Annotated in this window: 14 protein-coding genes and 1 pseudogene; 7 read left to right on the top strand and 8 right to left on the bottom strand. The window is 54.6% G+C overall.

The features are described from left to right. Window positions 1-8 precede the first annotated feature (8 nt). The 3 genes and pseudogenes from IGS16_RS20125 to IGS16_RS20115 form a co-directional block, all read right to left on the bottom strand. Window positions 9-245, bottom strand: a pseudogene (locus tag IGS16_RS20125) (IS1 family transposase); the annotation flags it as partial. 1,006 nt (window positions 246-1,251) lie between these two features. Next, entirely contained in the window at window positions 1,252-2,670 is a 1,419-nt protein-coding gene (locus IGS16_RS20120) for a response regulator (protein ID WP_297088533.1), read from the bottom strand. Beyond that, window positions 2,657-5,611, bottom strand: coding sequence for a response regulator (locus tag IGS16_RS20115; RefSeq protein ID WP_297088531.1), 2,955 nt, complete (start codon window positions 5,609-5,611; stop codon window positions 2,657-2,659). The genes IGS16_RS20120 and IGS16_RS20115 overlap by 14 nt, the downstream gene beginning before the upstream one ends. A 974-nt stretch (window positions 5,612-6,585) precedes the next feature. On the opposite strand from IGS16_RS20115, the gene IGS16_RS20110 reads away from it, so the two are divergent. Both IGS16_RS20110 and IGS16_RS20105 read left to right on the top strand, forming a co-directional pair. Further along, window positions 6,586-8,064 (top strand): AAA-like domain-containing protein, encoded by a 1,479-nt coding sequence (locus IGS16_RS20110; protein ID WP_297088529.1) that lies wholly within the window; start codon window positions 6,586-6,588, stop codon window positions 8,062-8,064. Continuing rightward, entirely contained in the window at window positions 8,061-11,657 is a 3,597-nt protein-coding gene (locus IGS16_RS20105) for an AAA-like domain-containing protein (RefSeq protein WP_297088527.1), read from the top strand. The genes IGS16_RS20110 and IGS16_RS20105 overlap by 4 nt, the downstream gene beginning before the upstream one ends. On the opposite strand, the gene IGS16_RS20100 is transcribed toward IGS16_RS20105, so the two are convergent. After that, entirely contained in the window at window positions 11,616-11,786 is a 171-nt protein-coding gene (locus tag IGS16_RS20100) for a hypothetical protein (RefSeq protein ID WP_297088525.1), read from the bottom strand. The genes IGS16_RS20105 and IGS16_RS20100 overlap by 42 nt on opposite strands. 171 nt (window positions 11,787-11,957) lie before the next feature. Between IGS16_RS20100 and IGS16_RS20095 the strand changes: the two genes are divergently transcribed. The 3 genes from IGS16_RS20095 (at window position 11,958) to IGS16_RS20085 (ending at window position 13,313) form a co-directional block, all read left to right on the top strand. Next, window positions 11,958-12,239 (top strand): hypothetical protein, encoded by a 282-nt coding sequence (locus tag IGS16_RS20095; RefSeq protein ID WP_297088523.1) that lies wholly within the window; start codon window positions 11,958-11,960, stop codon window positions 12,237-12,239. Then, window positions 12,236-12,649 carry a type II toxin-antitoxin system VapC family toxin gene (locus IGS16_RS20090; RefSeq protein ID WP_297088521.1) on the top strand — a complete coding sequence of 138 codons (414 nt, stop codon included), beginning with the start codon at window positions 12,236-12,238 and terminating at the stop codon, window positions 12,647-12,649. The genes IGS16_RS20095 and IGS16_RS20090 overlap by 4 nt, the downstream gene beginning before the upstream one ends. Before the next feature lie 160 nt (window positions 12,650-12,809). Next, window positions 12,810-13,313: a nucleoside deaminase gene (locus tag IGS16_RS20085; RefSeq protein ID WP_297088519.1), complete on the top strand. Its 504-nt coding sequence runs from the start codon at window positions 12,810-12,812 to the stop codon at window positions 13,311-13,313. A gap of 33 nt (window positions 13,314-13,346) precedes the next feature. Here IGS16_RS20085 and IGS16_RS20080 read toward each other — a convergent pair whose 3' ends face one another. Beyond that, entirely contained in the window at window positions 13,347-14,687 is a 1,341-nt protein-coding gene (locus tag IGS16_RS20080; RefSeq protein WP_297088517.1) for an SCP2 sterol-binding domain-containing protein, read from the bottom strand. Window positions 14,688-14,785: 98 nt separating this feature from the next. After that, on the bottom strand, window positions 14,786-15,247 hold the full coding sequence (locus IGS16_RS20075) for a MarR family winged helix-turn-helix transcriptional regulator (RefSeq protein WP_297088515.1): 462 nt from the start codon (window positions 15,245-15,247) through the stop codon (window positions 14,786-14,788). Window positions 15,248-15,507: 260 nt separating this feature from the next. On the opposite strand from IGS16_RS20075, the gene IGS16_RS20070 reads away from it, so the two are divergent. Next, window positions 15,508-16,842 (top strand): homoserine dehydrogenase, encoded by a 1,335-nt coding sequence (locus tag IGS16_RS20070; protein WP_297088514.1) that lies wholly within the window; start codon window positions 15,508-15,510, stop codon window positions 16,840-16,842. A gap of 108 nt (window positions 16,843-16,950) precedes the next feature. On the opposite strand, the gene IGS16_RS20065 is transcribed toward IGS16_RS20070, so the two are convergent. After that, window positions 16,951-18,792: a DUF2779 domain-containing protein gene (locus tag IGS16_RS20065; protein WP_297088511.1), complete on the bottom strand. Its 1,842-nt coding sequence runs from the start codon at window positions 18,790-18,792 to the stop codon at window positions 16,951-16,953. A 579-nt stretch (window positions 18,793-19,371) separates the two neighbouring features. Here IGS16_RS20065 and IGS16_RS20060 point away from each other — a divergent pair. Beyond that, window positions 19,372-20,016, top strand: coding sequence for an SH3 domain-containing protein (locus tag IGS16_RS20060; protein WP_297088509.1), 645 nt, complete (start codon window positions 19,372-19,374; stop codon window positions 20,014-20,016). Between the two features lie 57 nt (window positions 20,017-20,073). Here IGS16_RS20060 and IGS16_RS20055 read toward each other — a convergent pair whose 3' ends face one another. Then, window positions 20,074-21,156 carry a Gfo/Idh/MocA family oxidoreductase gene (locus tag IGS16_RS20055; protein ID WP_297088507.1) on the bottom strand — a complete coding sequence of 361 codons (1,083 nt, stop codon included), beginning with the start codon at window positions 21,154-21,156 and terminating at the stop codon, window positions 20,074-20,076. Window positions 21,157-21,208: the final 52 nt, after the last annotated feature.

The raw sequence follows: 21,208 nt of genomic DNA, 5'->3' as shown, positions 1-21,208 counted from the left end.
ATTTCTTGCTGTTTGACCCAGTTAATCACTGTGTTGTGATTAATGCCCGTCAACCGCTCAATCTCGTGGAAGTTGATACCAGAGCGATGCATCCGCAGGCAAATCTGGCGGACATCTTCAGAGTAACCCCGCTGGGAATAGAACTCTACAAACTGGCGACCACAGCACTTGCAGAGATAATTCTGCTTGCCTTGGCGATGACCATTCTTCCGAATCTGGTTTGAACCACACTGGGGACATTTCATAGCGCAATTAATCAACTACATAAGCCTGAGCTAGCACCCGAGCTGGGCTAGCCCATGTTTTCAGTACAGCAACACGGCGCTCCATCAGCAGAGCAAGCCAGCACTCGCTTCAATTGCCGACGCTCAGCACTAAGCCTGTACGATGACCCCGTTGGGCTGATGCAAAAACCTGTGTAGGAACAGCACTCTCTCGAGCCTATAGACCTGCGCCACAGTGCTTGAAAGGGAAAAACCCGACGGGCGATCGCAGACTGGCGTTGACACTTGCCCAAAGCAACTACGTGTTTTACTCGTGTATCTCGCTTATGTATCTCGCCTGGTGAAAAGGGTCTAGAAACGCACTAAGCAGCGCACAAATGACCTATGCCTGATTTGAATTCAGAATTCCAAAACGACAAACAAACGCAGGCAGAACCGTGCTGCTTTCTAACTAACCGACATAGAGTTGAGAAACTGCTTACAAGAGCGTCAAAAGACCACTACACAGAGAAGTCAAACCTGCTCAGAAGAACCAATTCTGAAAACAGCCACACCTAAACACGAACCTTGAAATCCGTAAGAACCTACCTGCCCCATTTGCAAGGCGGCTCCAGATCAAATCACCTCCTTAAAATCTCATCTTTAGGCAAAAAAAACCAGAGCAGTTTGGAAAGTTAAGTTGTCCAGCTTGAGCATTGCCGAAAGATGCAATGTCACCTACATAGAAAAATCTCTATGTTACGATAGATGATTAGGTAGAGATGAACCACGATCCGCAAGAAGTCAGAAAGCTCCGATTGAACTTAATAAAGATTGATAAAGGTTGTCAAGTATAGTTGTCTTCTATCTTGCTCCTGAGGCCGGATACCTGTCCTGGCTTCCACAAATACCTGAATATTTAAGACATTTAAGACATTTGCTGAAGAGTTCGATTAGTCATTACACTGGCATAAAACCAGCGTCGCAAAGCAAAACCTGCAAACTGAAGGCACTCTGAAGTTGCTCTCTCTGAGACGGTGTGCCTGTTCTAAAGGCTAGAGACAGGAGAGAGCGCCAGGTCGCTGATGGGCATGGAAATTGAAAATGTAGTGCAATCATCCCCAAAGGCATAGATAAGTCGCCCATAGTGTTGCTCCTCGATGATGCGGCGAGTCGTCACTAGCCCCAGCCCCAGCCCTTTCCCCGCAGGCTTGGTGCTAAAAAATGGCTCAAACAAACGGCTCTGCTTTTCCTGGGGAAGACCGATGCCATTGTCTTGAATCTGAAGCAGGACGCGCCGCTCCGACTCTTGTTGAATCGTGATCACGACCTCTGGCGTGTAGGGAACCTCTGAGGGATGTTTCTCCAGAAGGTCTAGTTTTGCTTCGACAGCATCGACCGCATTGACCAATAGATTAAAAACTGCCTGACTGATTTGCTCGGCATAGCAGTTTACCAAGGGAATCGGCTGATAGTTTTTGCGAATCTGAATGGTCGTGTCTGTGGAGCGGTTTTCCAGACGATAGCGGAGGAGGGTTAAGACCGTTTCGACCGTATCTTGCAGGCTGATGCGCTTGAGGCCGGCTTCGTCCAGATGCGTGAAGCTACGCAGCGCCGACACGACGGTTTTGATGCGGGCTGCGCCTGTTTTCATCGACTGCAAAATATTGTTCAGGTCATCAACAACAAAATCTAGATCAACCTCGGTCTGGAAGTCGCGGATAGCGGCGGGTGGGTCTGGGTAGTGTTGCTGGTAAAGCTGGGCCAACTCCAGGAGGGTTTGCACGTACTGGCGGGCCGGCTCGACGTTGCCAGAAATAAAGTTCAGCGGATTGTTGACTTCATGGGCAACGCCGGCCACGACCTTTTTCAGGGTGGACATTTTTTCCTGTTGGATCAGGGTTGCCTGCGCCCGTTTGAGGTCTTCCAGGGTTTGCCGCAGCTTTTGGTTTTGAATTTTTTGGGATTCCTGGAGCGATCGCAACATGAGTTGGGTCTGAATCCGCACCAGCACTTCTTCCAGCTGGAAGGGCTTGGTAATGTAGTCCGAACCACCAGCCTGGAAAGCCCGAACCTTATCGAGGGCATCGCTGCCTGCACTGAGAAAAATAATCGGGATGTGCTGGGTTGCCGGATCGGTCTTGAGCCGGGTGCAAAGTTCATAGCCGCTCATTTCGCCCATGTTGACATCGAGCAAGATCAGATCTGGCAGCAAGGCGGCGATCGCCCGCAGTGCCATTGCCCCACTGGTGGCTTTGCGGACTTCGTAGCCCTGCGCCATCAGAAATTTTGACAAAAAGCGGATGTTGTCAGGGATGTCGTCCACGATCAGCAGATCGGGCTGGGGCGAGTCCAGTGGTTGCTCCGACGCTGAGATGAACGACGGGTCTACAGTGGAATCGGGCATAGAGTCTGGCATACTGGTGTGCTGAGCCGTCTCAGCCATCAGGGGATTAGGATTCGGCATTGGGAAGAAGCGGCTGAGTCGCCGCCAAAATTTTGTCGAATTGGAATTCTTGGGCCAGGTGAGACAAGGTTTGATGCAGTTCGGCTTGATCGGAAGAAAGTTCGCCCAGCAGGTCTAAAATCCGCAGATCGTTCCCCTGAAGAGCGGCCTGGTGGAGACTGACAATCCAGGAGACTGGAATCGACTGAAACTGCTCTGGCTCTAGCTGCATGGGGAGGGTGGTGCTGGCACTACCCGCTGCATATTCTGACGGAACATCGTCGTAGACATAGCGCACAGAGAGATGGCGGGCGATCGCCTCAAAAATTTGCTCTCGCCTAAAGGGCTTGCTGATAAAGTCGTCACAGCCTATATTCAGGATTTCCTGGCGCTGCTCTCGAAAGGCGCTGGCCGTGAGGGCGATAATGCAGGTGCGCCCGGCGGTGGGGTCAGTGTCTAACAGTTTCTCTTCTTCCTGGCGAATCTGCCGCGTTGCCTCGTAGCCGTTCATCACGGGCATTCGCATATCCATCAGGATGAGGTGGGGCCGCCAGGCTTTCCAGAGGGCGATCGCCTCTTGCCCATTGGTCGCCTGCTGCACCTCAAATCCATAAATACTAAGCAAGCGGATCAACAAATCTCGATTCACCGGATGATCTTCTACCACCAGCAGGCGGCAGGTGGGCTGATCCGTCGCCAACCCCAAAACCCGTCCTTTCGGCTCCATCGTTTCTGGGGCGCAGAGGGATTCATCCACCGCGTCTGCCTGGATGCAGAAGGTAAACACGCTGCCTCGCCCTAGCTTGCTGTGAGCCGTGATGTCGCCCCCCAGCATTTGCACATACTTGCGGCTGATAGTCAGCCCCAGACCGGTTCCTTCTGAGGCGCTCATGCCGCTGCGAGTCTGCTTGAAGGGCTTGAAGAGCTGGTCTAACTCGTCTTCAGCGATGCCATAGCCTGTGTCTTCTACTTCAAACACCAGATACATAGGCGTGTACTTCTGAGCAACAGCGTTGCCTGATTCGAGATCGGACGGCAAGTGGGATGCTGTTGGGCTGAGTCCGGATTGCGTTGCCAGCTTCGCCGCTCCTTCGGAATGGGCTTCAGTATGGGCTGTAGAATGAGCCGCTGCATCAAGGGAATCTAGATACAAGTCGGTAGGTGAACGGTAGAACGCCAGCAAATCCGAGGCTGTCAAATCGCTGGAATGCAGGACTGCACGAACTCGTAGCGTTACGCTGCCTTCTTCTGTAAATTTGATCGCGTTGCCCAGCAGGTTGATGAGAACCTGGCGCAGCTTGCCTTCATCGGTGGCGATCGCCACTGGCAGATCCGCATCTAGCTCAAACACGAGCCGTAGCCCTTTCGCATTTGCCCGGACTTGCAGCATACTTTGCAAACTGTTGAGCAAATCCTGGAGGTTCACCACGCTCTCCTGAATGGTGAGTCGTCCTGCCTCAATCTTCGACATCTCTAGCACGTCGTTGATCAAGTGAAGCAGGTGTTCCCCGCTGGCTTGAATGGTATCCAAGTCATTTCGATAGTCCTGATGAAGACTGTGATCCAGGCTGAGCAATTGGCTAAGACCCAGGATGGCATTCAGCGGAGTCCGCAGTTCGTGGCTCATGTTGGCCAAAAACTCGCTCTTTGCGCGGTTTGCAGCATCGGCCTGATCTTTGGCCCGCTGCAAGTCATCTGCCTGGGTCTGCGTTTGGGCCAGCAGTTCTGCCTGCTGCACCGCAACCCCTAGCTGGCTACCAACTTGCAGAATCATCTGCACTTCGTTCTTTTGCCACTGGCGCGGAGCGCTGTTTTGATAGGCGGCAAGTAGCCCCCAAAGCTGATTGCGACAAAAGATGGGGACGATCGTATACGCACGAGCCTGCAAGGTTTCTAAAACATTGAGGTAGCAGGGAGAAAAGCCAGCCGTGTAGATATCCGGAACGCAGCAGTAAGCGCCGGTCTTGTGCCGATAGATGCCGCCTTCGGTATTTTGCAGGTACGTATCCTGGATCAGGGTTTCGGTGCCATCAAATTGCTTGACGGTGCAGCTTGCCTGGTTGACTAGCGTGCTGGCCTCCGGAGGCTGATTTATACCCCCTGGGCTGGATAGATCTAAAGAGTTGCGAGAGGCGTTGTGAGAGTGGGGTGAATTCGTGTTTGTCGGGCTGGAAGAAAGCGACGAAGCGTAGTCGGTCACTTCTGATGGCACGACAATCTTGCTCCAGCCGTCGGCGACCGATTCGGCGACCACCACGCCGCTCCAGTCTGGATTGAATCGATAGATGAGGGTGCGATCGCACGCCAGCGTTTGCCGCAGTTCGTGGGTGGTCGTTTCAAAAATGTGGCTGAGGCTGAGGCTCTGGCGCATCCGCTGCACAATACGGGCGATCGCCTGTTCCCGATTAATTGACTGCTGTAGCTTGCGTTCGGCAATGGTGCGCTCTTCGATCTCTTGGCGCATGGCCTCGTTGGTTTTCAGCAGTTCGCGGGTGCGCTCCTGCACGCGCTCCTCCAGCAGGGACTCTGCCTGCTTGCGCTGCTCCACTTCGGCAGCAAGCTGATGGTTTAGCCGCTCTAGCTGCTCAGGGCTTTTGAGGGCCAAAAATTGCGGCACCAGTTCCACCAGTTGCAGCGCCGTATAGCAAGACACCAGTGCAGTTAGCGCCCGTTCCAACCCCGAAAGCCAGTAGTCCGGATGCCACAACGTCCAGATGTCGAACAGGTGCCCAATGCCACACAGCACGATAAACGCGCTGAACAGGAAAAACACCCTGGAAAAGGGCAAGTCTTCGCGCTTGCGGACGAAGTAAATCAGAATCGCTGGAATGGAGAAATAGGCGATCGCCACCAAGGCATCACTGACCACATGCAGGCCAACCAGCGGCGTTTGCCAGAGATAGCAATGCCCGTGGGGTATATATTGCCGGGGTGATAAAAAAGTCGTTAACTGACTAAGCATACTGTCAATATGAAACTAAGCGAATTGGAGATGCATCAACTGCAGAGCCTCAAGGGTGGCAGGAGAGTGGACATCCTAACTCACGATTAAGGCAAGTAGCCCAGGCAATCGAAGTCGCACAGAACGGTAAACGAACGGAGTGAATACCTAACAAACCAGCAAAAAATCCTAGAAAATTCAGCCTTACGGAGGATGAATTTGGTGAAAGGTTGCTAAAACGTGATTTAAGTTACTAAAAAGGCTATCTTTTAGGGATTATTCCCAAAAACCAGGGTACATACAACTTCTAGCACCAGCTTGGATCAAGGGGGGCTTTTACAGAAGAAAGAAGTAAAGCTTTGGAAGGATGAACTAGAGACATGAGCCACTATGCAGAAGCGCTGCACAGGTATCTGACAGGTATCTAAACAGTCTTCAGAATGAATCGTCTTTAGAGATGAACTCTATTGCAAGCGTTTTTTTTGGCGCTTGCCCTCTAGCGATGTTAATTGTTAGAGCAATTGCAAAGGGCAAAGTGAGTTTGCCTATTTGGACAAAAAAACTTACCCTATCATTTAAGACAATTAAGGTAGGGCAGTTAGGAAACTTATGCAGTCAGGTTATGTAGTCAGGAAACTTACCAGGACGGTTCTGAGCTTTTTATATGAGCCTTTCCCAAAGAACTTGCAGGTATCATCAGTATGGGGAAACGACGCGGGGAGCTTGCAACCCCTTGTATGTAGGCGTATGTGTGTATGCGCGTAAGCTTGTGCCAATGTTCATAGGGGTGTAAGTGGAGATGCGGATAGGGTAAGCAATCGCTCACCTACCTTCCGGGTGTCGCCTAAAGATGCTTGAGGGTCATACTTGAAAAACGTAGACCAACAACCTTATGTACTGCTAGCGTTGCGTGAGAGGGCGAAGTAGGGTAGGCCAGAGTAATGAGCATAGATGCAGCAGCGGCTCAAGTAATAGATGCAGCGAAGCAGTCGAAAATGAAACGACGGCGAGGAGTGGTACTGACCCATGCAGGGCTGAAGCGATTGCAGGCGGCGATCGCTGCTGTAGAAATTGCAGAAAATAATGGTGAACGCTTTACCTTAGAAGAATTGGGCGATCGGATTCGGGTGTCTACCAAAACCCTGAGCCGCCTTTGGTCTCTAAACTCCGGACTCGATCGAAGAACGCTGCACCTCTGCTTTACTAGCTTTAACTTAGATTTGCAGCCTGGGGATTATGTTGTCGTCGACGATTTGGCGGAACCTGAGACCCCTGTCAACGCTGTCAACGCTGTCAACGAGCCAAATCGCCTTAGCGCTTCTCCGTTGCCCAGCACCGAAACTAGACAAGTTCCTCAGCCAGCTCCCAGTTCGCCTAGTTCTGCTGTAGCCCCCGCCCCACTGCCATCAGGAGCGCTGCCCTACCCCGACGGGCCCGTACCGCTCGACTCACCGTTCTATATCGATCGCCCGCCCATTGAGGCGCTGGCCTACCAGGAAATTTCTCAACCCGGTTGCGTGGTTCGGATTCGTGCGCCACGCGGCATGGGCAAGACCTCGCTGACGCTGCGCCTGCTGACGGTGGCCGAAGCGCAGGGCTATCGAACGGTGACGCTAGATTGCAATGAGTTTGACTCGGTGCTGCTGGACGACCTGAATAAGTTCTTGCGGAGCTTTTGTCTGCGGCTGGCGCAGGCGCTCCATATTCCGCCCAACCTAGAAGACTATTGGGATGAGGAAATTGGCAGCAAGCTAAGCTGTAGCTTTTATCTGAAAACCTATCTGCTCAAGCAGATCGACGCGCCCGTTGTGCTGGTGCTGAATGAGATCGATCGATTTTTTGAGCATACGACCTTTGCCCAGGACTTTTTTCCGCTGTTGCGCTCGTGGTATGAGGAGTCGCGGCGAGATCTAGCCCTGCAAAAGCTGCGCTTGGTGGTGGTCTATTCTACCGAAGAGTATGTGGCGCTGGATATCAACCAATCACCCTTTAATATCGGCTTGCCGCTGCGGTTGCCGGAGTTTACTGCTGAGCAAGTGCTGGATCTGGCGCAGCGGCACGGGCTGCCCTGGAGCATGAGTGAAGTGGAGCAACTGATTGATCTCATTGGGGGCCATCCGGCGCTGGTGCGGATGGCGCTATATCACGTCTGTATCTATGGACTGTCGCTGTCGCAACTGGTGCAGGGGGCGATCGCCACAGGCGGCATTTTTCGTCCCCACCTCTGGCGACACTGGGTAACAATACAGCAGCATCCAGACCTGCTGGCGGCGCTGCGAACCGTTGCACTGGCCGAGTGTGGGCAGAGCGTGTTGCTAGACCCACTCCAGGCCTATCGGCTGGAGAGCCGGGGCTTGCTGCGCTACGAGGGCGATTCGCGAAACGATCCCTGCGGGAATCGCGTGCTGTCCCGCTGTCGGCTGTACCATCAATACTTCCGGCAGCAGTTTATGTCTGAGTCGCCCTTGCTATGAGATATCAGGTCGGCGGCAGTCTCCGCGCCAGCGACCCGACCTATGTGGTGCGCCAGGCCGACGAACACCTTTATCAGGCGCTGTGTCGGGGCGAGTTTTGCTATGTGCTGAATTCGCGGCAGATGGGCAAGTCGTCGCTGCTCCAGCGCACCAGCGCCCGTCTTCAAAAAGCGGGCTATCTCTGCATCTATCTCGACATTACGCAACTGGGCAGCGAAAACCTGACACCGCTCCAGTGGTATCGCGGCATTATCACGATCCTGCACCACGGCTTAGGTCTGGATGGCCAGCTTAGCTTGAAGCAGTGGCGGGATGACCACGCCGACCTCTCGCCCGTGCAGCAGTTGCACCAGTTTGTAGAAGATGTTCTAGCAGCTCGGTCGGGGCAGCAGCCCATCGTAGTTTTGATTGACGAAATCGACAGCCTGCTGAGCCTGCCCTTTGGCGTGAGCGATTTCTTTGCCTGGATTCGGCATTGCTATAATCAGCGATCGCACAATCCGCTGTTTCAGCAGTTGAGCTTCGCGCTGTTTGGCGTGGCCACGCCCTCTGACCTGATCGACGACAAGCGCCGCACCCCGTTCAACATTGGCACGGCGATCGAGCTATTTGGGTTTCAGCCAGATGAAGTTGACCCGCTAATCGAAGGGCTGGTGGGGATTGTCAGCCAGCCGTCTGCTGTGGTGCGGGCGATTTTGGGTTGGACGAATGGGCAGCCGTTTTTGACCCAAAAGCTGTGCCATCTGGTGGTGCAGACTGCGCTGGAGGCTCCATCGGGCAAGCTCGTGCTGCCACCGGGCACTGAAGCGCTGTGGATTGATCAACTGGTGCGATCGCGCATCCTCCAACACTGGGAATCGCAAGACGAGCCAGAACATCTGAAGACGATCCGCGATCGCCTCCTGATTAACGAGCATTGCGCCAGCCGTCTCCTCGGCCTCTACCAGCAGCTTTTGCAGCAAGAAACTGCCGATACGACTATTCCATTGCTCTCGCCTGTTGCAGAAACGCCCCGCGAACCGGCCATCCCCCAAAATCCAAAACCTAAAATCCAAACTCTACCCGACTCTCCCGAACAAACCTATCTCCTTCTGTCTGGACTGGTGGAAAAGCACAACGGCATCCTGCGCGTCAAAAACCGCATTTACAGAGCCGTGTTTGACGAAACCTGGGTGAATACGCAGCTTGATCGGTTGCGCCCCTACGCCCAATCCCTCAATGCCTGGGTAGAGTCTGGCTTTCAGGACGAATCGCGGCTGCTGCGGGGGCAGGCGCTCCAGGCGGCCGTAGATTGGGCTCAGGGTAAACGTCTAAGCGATTTAGATTATCAATTTTTGGCAGCGAGTCAGGGGCTAGATCGGCGCATTATGCAACAGCAGCTCGAAGCCGAGCGGCTGCAAGAAGTGGAAGCGCGGCTAGCGCTAGAGCGCCAGAGTTCTCGCAGCCAGCGGCAATTGTTGGTGGGCATGAGTATGGCGCTATGCGCTGCGGTGATGTCTAGTTTGGCGGCGCTGAGTGCCTATCAGCGGTCGGCAGTGAGCGAGGTGCGGGCGATCGCCTCGGCGTCTCAGGGCAACTACGCCTCACACCAGCGGCTCGATGCGCTGCTCCAGGCGATTCAGGCGCGTCACAAATTTCACTCGCTGCTATTTCTCGACCCGACCCTGCGCCAAGGCCTGGATGAGAAAACTGACAAGGTTTTGGCGCAAGCGGTTCAAGGTGCGGATGAAACGAATCGCCTGGTTGGTCATCAGGGGGGAGTCCTGGCAGTCGATCAGAGTGCCGATGGCAAGTGGATTGCATCGGGGGGCACCGATCGCACGGTCAAGCTCTGGAAGCCCGACGGAACCCTGGTTCACACCCTGTCTACCAGCGCCACGCCCCACGGCGTTAGCATTAGCCCCAACAGCCAGTTGGTGGCGGCGGCCAATGTGGACGGCACAGTTCAACTGTGGACGCTGGATGGCTCCGTTGGCTTAACGCTGAAAGGGCACACTGCCCCGGTGTGGAACATTTCGTTTAGCCCGGATAGTCGCCTTTTGGTGTCTGCGAGTGGCGATCGCACGCTCAAGCTCTGGCGCGTTGCCGACGGTAGCCTGGTTCGCACCCTGACGGGCTACGATGCGGCCACCTGGCAGGCCGTGTTTAGCCCCGATGGGCAGCAAATTGTGTCGGGCAGCACCGACGGAAAACTGACTTTCTGGACGGTGGATGGCACCTTGATTCGTACCATCCAGGTCAACGATGCGCCTGTCTGGAGCGTTGCCTACAGCCCGAATGGGCAAGTGATTGCCACGGGCAGCGGGGATAGTCAAATCCGGCTTTGGAGTCGGACCGGTCGCCTCTCCAAAACGTTAGACGGTCACGAAGCCGAAGTGTTGCAAGTCCGCTTTAGCGCCGACGGCAGAACCCTCGCCTCTGCCAGCGCCGACCGGACAGTCAAGCTCTGGCGGAGCAACGGAACCCCGTTGAGAACGTTTCAAGGCCATCAGGCAGTTGTTCGGAGTGTGGCGATCGCGGCTGACAACCAAACCATTGCTTCCGCATCAGAAGATGGACAAGTCAAGCTATGGAAACCGTCGTCTCTTTCAATCCCCCTGAGTGGGCTACCAGAAGTGGTGAGTCAAGTTGCCTATCAGCCTCAAGCACCTGGAGAGCCACTTTTGTTTGCGACTATCTCTGGAACGCAGGTTCGCTTCTGGCGATCGGATGGGGCATTAGTCAATCAATTTAGATTGCCAGAGCGGCTGAATGCTGGCGCATTTGCCCCGGATGGCAAAACCCTGGCTCTGGGCAGTGCAGATACCAATCTTTACTTACTTGACCTACAAAGCCGCACCACGACCCAACTCTCAGGCCATACGGCTGCGATTATGAGCGTGCAATATAGCCCGGATGGTCAGTTTATTGCCTCCGTCGGAGACGACGGCACCCTGCGGATCTGGACGCGCCAGACAAGTGGTTCGTTTCAGTCATACCAGTCGATCCTGGCGCATCCAGCATCGCGGATTTGGAGCGTCGCCTTTAGCCCCGACGGTCAGCAGGTGGCGACGGCGGCTATAGACCGCACGGTTAAAGTTTGGGGTTTGGAGCCGGATGGGCAACTAACCCCTGAACCACAGTTAACTCTGGAAGACCACAAGGGAGCCGTATGGGGGGTGGCCTTTAGCCCGGATGGAAATTGGCTGGTGTCTACGGGGCGCGATCGCAAGATTAGGCGATGGAGTCGTGCTGGAGATTTACTAGAAACGGTTGAGATAGATGGGCTAGGACTATCGCGAGTGGCCGTTAGTCCAGACGGTCAGCAAGTGGCGGTCGGCAACATGGACAACACCGTGATCCTGTGGAATCGAGCGACTGGTCGCTTGCTGAAGCTGCAAGGGCACAATTCGGGCGTGCGATCAATTGCCTTTAGCCCCGATGGCAAAACGGTGACATCGGGTGGAGAAGACCGGGTGGCCATTATCTGGAAAATGGATTCTCTGCTGGATCTAGACTTGATGCGCTACGGCTGCACTTGGCTTCGGGATTACTTTAGAACCTATCCAAACTTAGAGCAGGGCGATCGCCAGCTTTGCCGCCAGTTTTTTTGAGTGCCTGTCCAGCACAACTGATTCGGGGCGATTCGTCAAATCTGCTGCATTCACCGTAACTACGTCATGCTCGGCTGCCTGAAGAAGATTGACCAGATACTTTGCCTGCGAATCCTCGTCAAGCAGCATTCGTAGAGGATTACTTTCAGTTCACACACCGATGCCAGTTTTGTATAAGGAGCGATATTGCTTTGCAAGGCTTCGCCAATGCCATTCGTGATGCTAGAGGGGCGATCGCACTCTCCCAACTGCATCTGCATTCGGTAAAACTATAAAAGAAGATGGAACTGGGCACACTCTATGACTCCTCGAGAAGCGGCGATCGCCAAATTGCAGCAGCTTTCTGAGCCACTCCTCCGAGAGGTGAGTGACTTCATCGACTTCATCATTCAAAAACATCGAAACCCCAACTCTGCCCCTCAGCCCAATGAATCTACTTCGCAATCTAGAGAATTGCCTTTGGAATGCTGGGAACGTTGGTTTGCCGCTGTAGATCGTCTAGAAATTACAACTTCAGAGCCTTCTAGCGACTATCAGCGGCTGTTGCTGTCCAAATATCGGCAGCAGGGGCTGAATTTGTGATTCTCTGCGATGCGGGGGTGCTGTTTTGTTTGGTAGATCGCACTCAGACTCAGCACGCTGCCTACAGAAGCGTCGTCTCACGAGCTGCGAAGCCTCTCCTTACAACCTGGCCCTGCCTCACTGAGGCGATGTATCTTGCGCTCCATCGGGGTGGTTGGCAAATGCAAAACCATTTGGGATTGCTGCTTTTAGAAGGTCTGTTGACTCCCTATGAAATCCAGCAAAGCGACTATGGGCGCTTGCTGACATTAATGGAACAGTACCGCGATCGCCCGATGGATTTGGCAGATGCAACGCTGGTTCTAACAGCAGAAAAAACTGGATATCGTCAAATTCTGACTCTCGATTCTGATTTTTTATTCTACCGAATTATTGACCGAGATAGCTTTGAGGTTATTCAAGCGCCATAACGTGTGTGCGATCGCCTTCAAGATCTGACTGACTGGCTAACTGCCTGGCTGGTGATTTGACCAATCGCCTTGAGCCAGTAGATATGCAATTGCCATTCGTGATGCTAGAGGGGCGATCGCGCTTTGCCTTAAATTAACGTCTACTGAATCTGGATTTGAAATGCCTTACACCTTCGACTATCCAGACCCTACGCCAGCACAAATGCTGCATCACCTGCGGCGGGCAAATGCGATCGCCATTCGGGCCAGGGGCTTTGGGCATCATCCCTTTGGCGCAATTCTGGTTGCGCCGGATCACGAAACCGTGCTGCTAGAGCAGGGCAACGTCAACGCGGTGAACCACGCCGAGTCGGTGCTGGTGCGGGTTGCCAGCACCAATTTCAGCCCAGAGTATCTGTGGAACTGCACACTTTACACCACCGCCGAACCCTGCGTCATGTGTGCGGGAACCCAGTATTGGGGCAACATTGGGCGCTTGGTCTATGGCATTGCCGAAACCAGCCTGCTGGCGCTGACGGGCAGCGACGCGCAAAACCCGACGCTGAGCCTGCCCTGTCGCCAGGTGTTTGCTGCTGGCCAAAAGCCGATTCGCGTTTGGGGGCCGTTCGATGCGCTGGAGGATGAAATCGTAGCGGTGCATCGAGACTTTTGGCGATCGCCCTGAAGCCTCCTGTCAAGGACTCACAAAACCTAGCGCTTACGCCGGAAAGCATCGACCGAATGCCTGGAGCAGCCGGGGCGAACCCTGGATGCGAATTTTTCGGAGCAGCAGGGCCCAAATGAGATTCTGCTCTTTTGCAATGAATCGGAGCCAGGTTTTGCTATCAGCAACGACTGAAAGATTGGCATTGCCCACCAGACCTGGCTGTACCTGTACAGTCTTATTTTGAATAATGACAGTGGCTTGACTAGGTTCTGCACCAGTAAACGTGAAGTGGTAGGTTGCGTTTAACCCTTCAGCGCGATCGCGCTGAAACAAAAGCGACAATCCAAACAAAAACCCCCGAATCGATGCAGGACGAATTCCGCTGCTAATGCGCTTAATTTTCTTGTTTGGAAATCGCTTGGGCACGTAGCGTTCGGCATCAGAACCAGGCACGACGTAGATTGTTTCAACCTTGTCTTGCAGAGGTTTGATCACCTCCTGCACATAGGCTTTTCGATTGCTGAGAAACTGGCCAATTACATCTTCACCAGCCGGACACGCCGCCATGCAATAAGCTGCTTTATAGCTGGACTTAAACGACAAACTTTGCCACATTGAAGCCGATTCTGAATCGTTTACCTTTTGACGGTAATCTTTGGCATTTTTGCTGTCTGCAATGGTCTGCACCCAGTCCGTAAAGCCGCTCATAAACTCACGGTAGTTGTGGGTATAGCAGGCAGAAAAGTTGAAATAACCATCTGCGCCGATCGCCCCCACTGGACAAGCTGATACGCAAAGTTTGCACTCCAGACAAGGATTATAGTCAATGGGATAGGTATACTCATTCACGTTGGCATCCAGCAGAATGGTTCCCAAAGCAATGAAATTACCAAACTTGGGATGAATCACCAGTCGATGAATGCCCATATGCCCCAAACCTGCGGCGATCGCCACGGGCTTGTGAGACACGACCCAAACTTTGCCGGGGAATTTGTCCATTTCCATCGGGAAGCTCGCCCCCGGAACCAAGCCGCGTATGCCGATTGGCTCTAGCGCTTTGACAATGCGTCGCGCTACTTCATTGGCGTGGTCATAATTGGCATGAAATTCCATATTGGCTGCTGAGCGAACGGGCGTGCGAATGTTTTCTCGATTCATGCGACAAACAAAGCTAATAAGCATTTTGGTCGGTGGGAAAGCCGCTAGGATTTCTGCACGCTGATCGGCGATCGCCGGGCGATCAATTTCTACAAATCCGACATCATCGGCTCCTGCATCTAGACAGAGCGATCGCAACACATCGGCATTCAGCAAAACAGGCTGATCTGGCAGTTGGGCATTCATTTTTTCACGCCACCGAACCACAGTTGGATGCTGATCGAAGCTGGGCATTTTGCCTCCTAAATGACTGGAATTGAAACGACAAGAATTACTAGAACTGAAACGATAAAACCAGTTGTATGTATATACATGTTTTGGGAAGCATGAGCTTATCCAATGTGCTGAACATCGGACAAAAGCGAGAGCAATATTTGCCAGTTTTGCGGTTCAAACTGCTGCATGACTTCGGCTTGAGCCTGCTTCCACAATGGCATTGCCTGCGCCAGGATGGCTCTTCCCTCTGCGGTCAGAGAGACTAGCTTGACTCGTCGATCGGTGCTGGGGGCGATCGCCACCAATCCCCGCTTTTCTAACAGCTTGACATTGCGAGTCAGGGTTGTTTGGTCGGCAAACAAATCTGCTGCTAGTTGAGTGATCGATCTCGCCCCCGCCAGGTGAATGGCAACGAGCAGCGTAAATTGATTGAGTACCAGACCGACTGGCCGCAGCGCAGCATCATAAATCTGCGTCAAAATGCGCGATGCCCGACGAATGTGCATTCCCATGCAGACATCCGGCACTTGGCTGAGTTCACTGAAATCCAGGTTTGAGTCGTTGAAGTTTGAAGGCACGTTTGAATGATCTAAGCCTGAATCGGTCTGCGAACTGGAAGAAGGTGAAATCTAATTCATAAAATATGTATATACATGTAATTTCGATTTGTCAACGGGTAGCTGCGTAAAAACAGCATCGAGAGAATGCAAATCTAGCAGCCTAAGTCCAAAGCAAGAGAAGAGTCTGTAGGAAAGCGCCTGCCTGGGAAACTGCCCTCACTCGTGCAGACATTCCCTCCTACAATTGGGGGGAAGACGATTTTCACGGGTCGAGAGCTGTGGCATTCAAGATTGGGCTGTTGGGCTTGGGAACGGTCGGCGCAGGGACGGCGGAGATTCTGCTAAATCCGGAACTGCGTCATCCGCTGGTGCAGGAAATCGAGATTGGCAAAGTGGGCGTGCGATCGCTCGACAAGCCGCGCCCGGTGGCTCTGCCGGCCGACCTGCTGACCACTGATCTGGAAGCCATCGTCACCGATCCAGAGATCGACATCGTGGTGGAAGTGATTGGCGGGCTGGAGCCAGCGCGATCGCTCATTCTAAAGGCGATCGCCCACGGCAAGCACGTCGTCACCGCCAACAAAGCCGTCATCGCCCGCTACAGTGACGAAATCTTCGACGCAGCCAGTGCTGCCGGGGTGTACGTGATGATCGAGGCGGCCGTGGCGGGCGGCATTCCGGTCATTCAGCCCTTGAAACAATCCCTCAGTGTCAACCGCATCCACCGCGTCATGGGCATCGTCAACGGCACGACCAACTACATCTTGACGCGCATGGCCCGCGAAGGCGCAGACTTTGACGGGGTGCTGGCGGACGCGCAACGCCTGGGCTACGCCGAAGCCGACCCCACCGCCGACGTAGACGGCCTTGATGCCGCCGACAAAATCGCCATCCTCGCATCCCTCGCCTTTGGCGGCCGCATCAAGCTGCCCGAAGTCTACTGCGAAGGCATCCGCAGCATCAGCGCCGCCGACATCGCCTATGCCGATCGCCTGGGGTTTGTAATCAAGCTGCTGGCCACAGCCCTGCGGGAACCCAGCGCCCCCGACGACGCGACCGATCATCTGCAAGTGCGCGTCCACCCAACGCTGTTGCCCAAGAGCCATCCCCTCGCCAGCGTCAACGACGTTTACAACGCCATCTTATTTGAAGGCGATCCGGTGGGGCAGGTGATGCTGTTTGGTCGCGGCGCGGGGTCTGGGCCCACCGCCAGCGCCGTCGTGTCGGATATCCAAAACATTGTGGCGATTTTGAAAACCTCTTTGAAAACCTCAGGCGAAACGTCGCCCCATTCTGCCGCCGAACTGCACCCGCTGCTGGCCTGCATTCACCAGCATTACTGCACCATTAGCCCGATGGATGAAGTCGTCAGCCGCTTCTACGCCCGCTTCCTCACCCGCGATATGCCGGGTGTGATTGGGCGGCTGGGCACCTGCTTTGGCGATCACGAGGTCAGCCTGGAATCCGTGGTACAAATCGGCTTTCAGGACGATTTGGCGGAAATTGTCGTTGTCACCCATGACGTGCGCGAGGGCAACTTCCGCAAAGCCCTGGCGGAGATTCGCGGCTTTGAGGGCGTGGCGGAGATTCCTAGTGTGCTGCGGGTGCTGTAGAAAAACGAAAAACGAAAAACGAAGAACGAAAACCCCATTCTTCCCTCTTCGTTCTTCCCTCTTCGTTCTTCCCTCTTCCCTCTTCGTTCTTCCCTCTTCCCTCTTCCCTCACCCCCCTCTTTCTCTCCCTCCCAACAGTCCCGCCCAGTGCCACCAGATCATCACCATTGCGGCGGTGTCAAGCTGACAATATTGCAGCAGCAGGTCTTTCCACTGGTCGCGGGTGGCGGGGTCGCAGATGCCTTCTGTTTGGTGAACCATCGCGCGATAGGCGCGGACGGCGGCAGTGCCTTCAGTGACGGCGATCGCCCCTCCGTTAATCAACTGAGTGGGTAGTGCTTTGTAGGGACTGAGCAGGCGGCCGGTTTCGTCATAGCAGACATATTCTGGAAAGCGATCGCGCAGGGCTGGATTAGTGCGCCAGACAGCTTCTAGCACGACTTTAATAGAGGTGCTGCCGCGCATCTGGGGATGGAGGTAGTGCTTTTCGGTTAGCTGGCAGAGATCGACCAGACGGCCGCGATCGCCCCCGTTGAGCTTGACGGTGTGGCCAAGCCAGTCACGCAGAGCAGGATTGTCGTAGCCGCGCCGCCCCGTTTGTTCCAAAATTTCGCGCAGCACGGTGTTTTCGTGGTTGCTCCACATGAAGGGGGTGCCCGTGGTGCCGAGGCGCTGCATCAGCGATTCGGCAAAGGCAAAGTTGGGAAATTCGTCTTCTGTGCAAATCCAGCACTCGTGCTGCGGTTCGGCATCCGGTGCGGTCAGCGTGTGGCAACTCCACTGAAAGGCGATCGTTTCGTAGGAGCGCATCCCGCTATAGCAGGGAATGGCGGGCGCGCAGGTTTCCATATCGATGAAATGCAGCGGATAGTCAAAACGGTCCAAAATATCCGCCAGTTCCTCAGACACCCATTCGGTGTCTTCGCAGGTGTGGTGGAGCTGGCGCAGTTGGCGATCGCTGTAGGCGCTCCTGGAGCCGTCTTTTTTGACCAGCAGATCTGGCGTTACGTCGTACAGGCTGACTTTTCTTTGCCGAATTAGCTCGTTGGCGCGATCGCCCAGGCTGCCGACGCGATAGAGGTCGAGCAGGTGCGGCGACACGTCGGCCAGGTCGCCCCAGCAGTGGCGAAAGCCGTTGAGTGGCTCCTCGTCTTCGAGCCAATATTCACAGTCGCGGCAGCTTATAGACAATGCGGGTTCGGCCCGTTGCAAGCTGGGCCAGAGCAGCGCTGTATATTGCTGAATGCCTGCACGAACCTTCGGCAGCGTCGCCTCAACTTCGGCGGTGATGTCGATCTGGGTCAGGAAGTTTGCGGACTTTAGCGCCGCTACATCGCCCGAAAACTCGACCTGAATCTGCGAAAAGCCCGCGTCTATTGGAAATCGGCGCACCTGAAATTGGCGATGCAGTTGGTCGATGGCGGAGTATTTGGTTTTGTCGGGCAGCATCAAAAAGGCGCGAATCTCGAAATCGGGAAAGTGCGATCGCAGCAGATGGGTTTGAAACGCCACATCTTCAATGGTGTCGCGCCATCCCGCCAGCGAAAACAGGCTGGACTTGCCTTCGTTGATGCGCCGCTGATACTCAGACTGGTCAAACGATCGCGCTTTGACTTCGATCAGGTCGAGGCGCTGCCCCTGCTTTAGCAAAATGTCTGCCCGGGCCAGTGCCCGCTCGTGCAGCAGCGTCGCCTCAAACAGCGTAATATTTTCGGCGCTATTCAGCAGCGCCAGGGTTTCTGCGTTTGCGGCTTCTGGGTCTGCCTCGGTTTGCACGCGCACCCCGTCGGGAAATAGCAGCTTGGCGATCGCCTCCACGATGTATCCGCCCTCTGCCAGCAGTTCCAGAAACTCGCTGCCTTCTTGCACCGAAGGATAGCCCAGCTTTCGATAGTAAAGTTTTGTGGGGCAAGAGCGGGCCAGCTTGAAATCAGATTTTGACAGATACATGCGAAGTGTAAATGCGGAGAGTGCCGATAAGAGAACAGGACAGATAGGACAAACAGGGCAAACAGGGTAACAGGGAAATACAAAGAAATAGGGGCGATCGCCTAGACGCAACTGCATCGTGCTGTTCTATCTTTGACATTTTGATTGGGCGATCGTCAATAGACTCAGCACTGCCCAATCCATTGATAGAAACCTATTTCACGATCGCTACTGCACCAAACGCTACTGCACCAAAAGAGATGTAAAAGAAACAGAGAATGCGAAAGAGATTGTGCCATGATGGCAGTTTGTCTTTGGTAAAGATTGCGGCTCTTAAGGAAATTTTTCTCTATTTTTTGAAGTGACTTTGGGCAAATCTGGTAGAGTTTAAGCGTTTAGGATCAGCTTCAGGTTTATCAAGCCGCTTATCAAACACAAGAGTTGGCTTGCATCACGCAGGACGTTCACGCAGCGTATGTGCTGGTGTAAAAGTGTTGTGTAACAAGCGTTGTGTAACAAGCGCTGATTTTGGGTGAATTCTACTGCGCTTTTATCGAACCGTTAGCGTTCGTTTTGTTGTGTTCTCAAAAACAGGAATTGATGATTCATATGCGTGTAAAACACTGGATTGCAGGTGGTCTTGCAGCCTGCTCAGCCCTGGTCATTGCAGCAACGGCTGCGCTGGCCCAAGTTGCGACAGTGACGGTCAATGATCTAAACGTTCGCAGCGGCCCAGGTACCAGCTTCCCAGTCACCTTCGTTCTCCGTCGTGGCGATCGCGTCGAGATCATCCGTCGCCAGGGCAGTTGGGCTTTTGTGGTGGGCGAGCGGGGCGGCGAAGGCTGGGTCTTTGGTCAATACCTCTCCACCACTGCCCCCTCTCCTGCCCCCTCCCCCACGCCCACAAACGATGTATTTCGCGGCACGGGCACTATCGACAACGCCCGCTACAACGGCTCTGGCGATGCTCAACTTGTGATTGGTCGCCAAAACCGCGACGGTTCCTTTAGCCTCACGGGTGGGCGCTTCAACGTCGAGTACATTGGCACGGTGCGAAGCAACTTTGAGGGTGCAGTGGAACTTCAGATTAACCAATTCCGCTCGTCTGAGATGGGCTATCGCACGGTTTCTGCGTCTGGCACTTGCAACATCCAGACCAGCGGCGGCACGTCGGTCAGCCGCAGTTTTTGCAGCGTGACTGGCTCCGGCATTGACCACGGTCGCAGCAACTTTAGCGGCCGGTAGGGGCAGGTTCGTCGCTAATCGACTTTGACAAACAAACCAGGGGGCTGGGACGGGTCACTACAGGCTCACCCAGCCTCCTTTTTGATGGGATTCGTGGGTGCGGTCGATTAGCCGCTGCGAATAGACCCCATCGGCCAGCGTGGGCATGGGTGAGGGTTCCTGGGCGATCGCCCGCACCCAGCTATCCACCACCCGCAGAAACGGCGCAAGCCGACCATCTGGGTAGGTTTGGGGAAACGCGAGGCGATCGGGAATTTCGACCTCCTGGAGCGACTGCCCCGCCGGAGCAGCCCAGAGCTTGAAGCCGTGGACATAATCGGTCTGATGATCGCTGCCGAGAATCAGCGTGCCGCGATCGCCATACACCTCCACCCAATGCCCACGGCCCTGAAACGTGACGGTGCTGAGGGTGACTTGCACGGGCGTTCCGTCCGCCAGATCCAGCCAGACGCGGCAGGTGTCGTCCGAATCGACGGGTTTCGGCTCGCCCGTGATCGGGTCGGGTCGGGTGGGAATGGTAGTGCTGAGGGAGCCGCAGAGCCGCGTCGCCGGGCCAAAGAGCCAGCGCAAATAGTCGAACGTATGGGAACCGAGCGCCCCCAGCGCCCCACCGCCCTGGTCTTTGCAGGCATACCAGTTCCAGGGGCGATTGGCATCGGCGCGACCACTCACCAGCCAGTCCACTTTTACCAGCCGCTTTTGCCCTACAAAACCTTCCGCTAGCAGTTCTGCCAGCCGCATCCAGGTGGGCACAAAACGGAACTCAAAATCCAGCGCCGCAACGAGTCCTTTGGACTGGGCCAGATTCTGCAATTCCTCCGCCTCGGCCAGCGACAGAGCCGTGGGCTTTTCCAGCAGCAAATGCTTGCCTGCATTCAGCACGATTTTCGCCTGCTCGTAGTGCAAGAACGGCGGCGTGGTGACGCTGACTGCCTGCACCTCTGGTAGGGCTACTAATTCTTCCACCGTTTGGCAAGCGTGGGGAATGCCGTGTGCCTGGGCGATCGCCTCTGCCTTGGGGCGATCGCGGTGCTGCACCGCCACCAATTTCGTTTGATGATGAATCTGGAAACCGGGAATGTGGATCTTTTGCCCAAACCCAGTGCCCACGACGGCTACGCCAATTTCTGATAGTGTCATGCGAGGTGTGTCCGCTCGTCTGCCTTTTTCACGATATAGCAGAAGGGGGAGA

The organism is Thermoleptolyngbya sp. C42_A2020_037 (genome assembly GCF_015272455.1).
GTDB lineage: Bacteria > Cyanobacteriota > Cyanobacteriia > Elainellales > Elainellaceae > Thermoleptolyngbya.
Note: the sequence above shows the minus strand (reverse complement) of the source record. Positions and strands in the feature narration are given on the sequence as shown.